General features: G+C 62.4%; 2 protein-coding genes. Both read left to right on the top strand.

All coding sequences use genetic code 11. The features are described 5' to 3' along the window. The coding region (locus tag EN994_RS22445) for a DUF2497 domain-containing protein (RefSeq protein WP_127307813.1) at positions 1-368 on the top strand (368 nt) is incomplete at its 5' end. Positions 369-586: 218 nt separating this feature from the next. Beyond that, on the top strand, positions 587-3,370 hold the full coding sequence (locus EN994_RS22440; RefSeq protein WP_013531281.1) for a valine--tRNA ligase: 2,784 nt from the start codon (positions 587-589) through the stop codon (positions 3,368-3,370). The last annotated feature ends 285 nt before the right edge of the window (positions 3,371-3,655 follow it).

The following is a 3,655-nucleotide window of genomic DNA, read 5'->3' as shown; positions in this document are numbered from 1 at the left end:
GGGCGGTGTCGGACCGGAGCGAGGCACGCAAGACGGCTGCCCAGCCGTCCGTGGAGGCTCCAGGGGATGAACCGGCCGCGAAACCGGCTACCGATCCGTCTCGTCCGGATGCAAGCGTGGTGCGGCCGGTGGCGGCCAGCGACGCGCCGCGTCCGGCGATCGTTTCCGAGCACACCGGCCGTCAGGTCGCGGCTGCCTTTGGCGAGCTTTCCGACGCGTTTGCCAGCCGCAGCAAGAAGACATTCGACGAGATGGCCGAAGAGATGCTGCGGCCGATGCTGCAGGATTGGCTCGACAACAATCTGCCGACACTGGTCGAAAGGCTGGTGCGCGAGGAGATCGAGCGCGTGGCGCGCGGGGCGCAGTAGTTCCCCATGCCGATTGCCCAGAGGAAACGGCGCCTTCGTGGCGCCGTTTCTTTTGGTGAAGTCGTTGTCGGCAGGACGACGGATCGCGTTCCGTTGAAATGACTGAGGCCGCGCCTATCTGGTTGTGAGGGTCCGAGACAGCCCTTGCGGTTGACTTGGCCAAAACCTTCCGATTTACACCGGACCAGCAAACTCCCGACAGCGCGGACCATTTTCCCATGCTTGAAAAGACCTACGACGCCAAAACCGTCGAGCCGAAGATCGCCAAAGTCTGGGAAGAGGCCGACGCGTTTCGCGCCGGTGCCGGGGCCGAGGAGGGGGCGGAGGCCTTCACCATCGTCATCCCGCCGCCGAACGTCACCGGCTCGCTGCATATGGGACACGCGCTCAACAACACGCTGCAGGATATATTGGTGCGCTTCGAGCGCATGCGCGGCAAGAACGTCCTGTGGCAGCCGGGCATGGACCATGCCGGCATTGCCACGCAGATGGTGGTCGAGCGGCAGCTGATGGAAAAGCAGATCCATCGCCGCGACCTGACCCGCGAACAGTTCATCGAGAAAGTGTGGGAGTGGAAGGCCGAATCCGGCGGTGCCATCTTCAACCAGCTGAAGCGGCTCGGCGCCTCGGCCGACTGGTCACGCGAACGCTTCACCATGGACGAAGGCCTGTCCAAGGCGGTGCTCGAAGTGTTCGTCACGCTCTACAAGGAAGGGCTGATCTACAAGGACAAGCGTCTTGTGAACTGGGACCCCAAGCTGCTCACCGCGATCTCCGATCTCGAGGTCGAGCAGCAGGAGGTCAATGGCAATCTCTGGCACTTCCGCTACCCCGTCGAAGGCAAGGTCTTCGACCCGGAAAACCCGAAAACCTTCATCACCGTGGCGACGACGCGCCCGGAGACGATGCTGGGCGATACGGCCGTCGCGGTGCATCCCGACGACGAGCGCTTCCGGCATCTGGTCGGCAAGAACATCGTCCTGCCGATCGTCGGCCGCAGGATTCCCGTGGTGGCGGATGAGTATTCCGATCCGGAAAAAGGTTCGGGCGCGGTCAAGATCACGCCGGCGCACGACTTCAACGATTTCGAGGTCGGCAAGCGCCACAAGCTGCCGGCGATCAATATCCTGACCACGGAGGCGGCGGTAAGTCTCAGGGACAATGAGGATTTCCTTGCCGGCCTCGAGGTGACGCCGGAGCGCCAGGCGGTCTGGGACGAACTCGACGGCCTCGATCGCTTCGTCGCGCGTAAGAAGATCGTCGAGCTGATGGAAGAGGGCGGCTTCCTCGAAAAGGTCGAGCCGCATCGCCATGCGGTGCCGCATGGCGATCGCGGAGGCGTGCCGATCGAGCCGTTCCTGACCGAGCAATGGTATGCCAATGCGGCGGAGCTGGCCAAACCGGCAATCGCTTCAGTGCGCGAAGGTCGCACGAACTTCGTGCCGAAGAACTGGGAAAAGACCTATTTCGACTGGATGGAGAACATCCAGCCCTGGTGCATCTCGCGCCAGCTCTGGTGGGGCCACCAGATTCCGGCCTGGTACGGGCCGGATGGGCGCGTCTTCGTCGAGAAGACCGAGGAAGAGGCGCTGAGCGCCGCGATCGAATTCTATCTGGCGCTGGAAGGACCGTGGAAGGCCTGGGTCGAGGACAAGCTGGAGAACTTCAAGCCGGGCGAGATCCTGACCCGCGACGAGGACGTGCTGGACACCTGGTTCTCGTCGGCGCTGTGGCCGTTCTCGACGCTGGGTTGGCCTGATGAGACTCCCGAGCTGAAGACCTACTACCAGACCGACGTGCTGGTGACAGGCTTCGATATCATCTTCTTCTGGGTCGCCCGCATGATGATGATGGGCCTGCACTTCATGGACGAGGAGCCGTTCCACACCGTCTATGTCCATGCGCTGGTGCGCGACAAGAACGGCGCCAAGATGTCGAAGTCGAAAGGCAACGTCATCGATCCGCTCGACCTGATCGACGAATACGGCGCCGATGCGCTGCGCTTCACCCTGACGGTGATGGCGGCACAAGGCCGCGACGTGAAGCTCGATCCGGCGCGCATCGCCGGCTATCGCAATTTCGGCACCAAGCTGTGGAACGCGACGCGTTTTGCCGAGATGAACGAGGTCGCGCGCAATGACGATTTCTGGCTGAACGACGCCAAGCTGGCGGTCAACCGCTGGATCCTCACCGAGCTGACGCGGGCGGCGCGCGAGATCACCGACGGCATCACCTCATACCGCTTCAACGAGGCGGCGGGCGCCGCCTACCGCTTCGTCTGGAACCTGTTCTGCGACTGGTACCTGGAACTGCTGAAGCCGGTGTTCATGGGAACCGACGAGGCGGCCAAAGCCGAAAGCCGAGCCTGCGTCGCCTTCGTGCTCGACGAGATCTACAAGCTGCTGCATCCGATGATGCCGTTCATGACCGAGGAACTGTGGGCGCAGACCGCTGGCGAAGGCAAGCAACGCCCCTCGCTGCTGTGCCATGCCACGTGGCCGTCACCGGACTTCGAAGACGCCGAGGCTGCAGCCGACATCAATTGGCTGGTCGACCTCGTCTCCGGCATCCGCTCCGTGCGTTCGGAGATGAACGTGCCGCCGGCAGCCATCGCACCGCTCGTCGTGGTCGGCGCCAACGATGTGACACGCGAGCGCCTCGTTCGCGAGGAGTCGGCGATCAAGCGGCTGGCGCGGGTCGGCGACATCTCGCTTGCCGATATCGCGCCCAAGGGTTCGGCGCAGATCGTGCTCAACGAGGCGACGATCTGCCTGCCGCTTGGCAGCCTGATCGACCTCGCCGCCGAGGCTGCACGGTTGCAGAAGGAACTGGCCAAGGTGACCGAGGAGATCGCGCGCCTGCACAAGAAACTGTCGAACGAGAGGTTCGTGGCCAGCGCGCCGGCCGAGATCGTCGATGCCGAGCGTGAAAAGCTCGCCGAATACCGCGATGCACAGGACAAGCTGTCGATCGCGCTGGCCAGGGTTCGCGACGCCGGCTGAGGGTAGATTCGGGAGACTTTAGACCCCTCTAAAATGCTGGTTTTCCGCCTGGAAAATCAGCATTCCGTTGCGTTAATATTGACGTAAACGGAAGTTTTAGCCCCATTGTTGCCATAATGTAACAATGGGGCTCCTGGAGCCCAAAAAAGGCCTGTTTTCGAGCCTTTTTGGATGGTTCTCCCTGTTTTTTGAGAGCCGCTCAGCCTTCACAGACCATTTTTCGGCCTTGCCGCACCCGGTTGCATTTCCTCGAAAATGCGGCTGGCCAGTGTGTACATGTACGCC

Origin of the sequence: Mesorhizobium sp. M7A.F.Ca.CA.002.09.1.1 (assembly GCF_003998555.1) — a bacterium.
GTDB lineage: Bacteria > Pseudomonadota > Alphaproteobacteria > Rhizobiales > Rhizobiaceae > Mesorhizobium > Mesorhizobium ciceri.
This window is presented reverse-complemented; position numbering and strand designations above follow the sequence as displayed.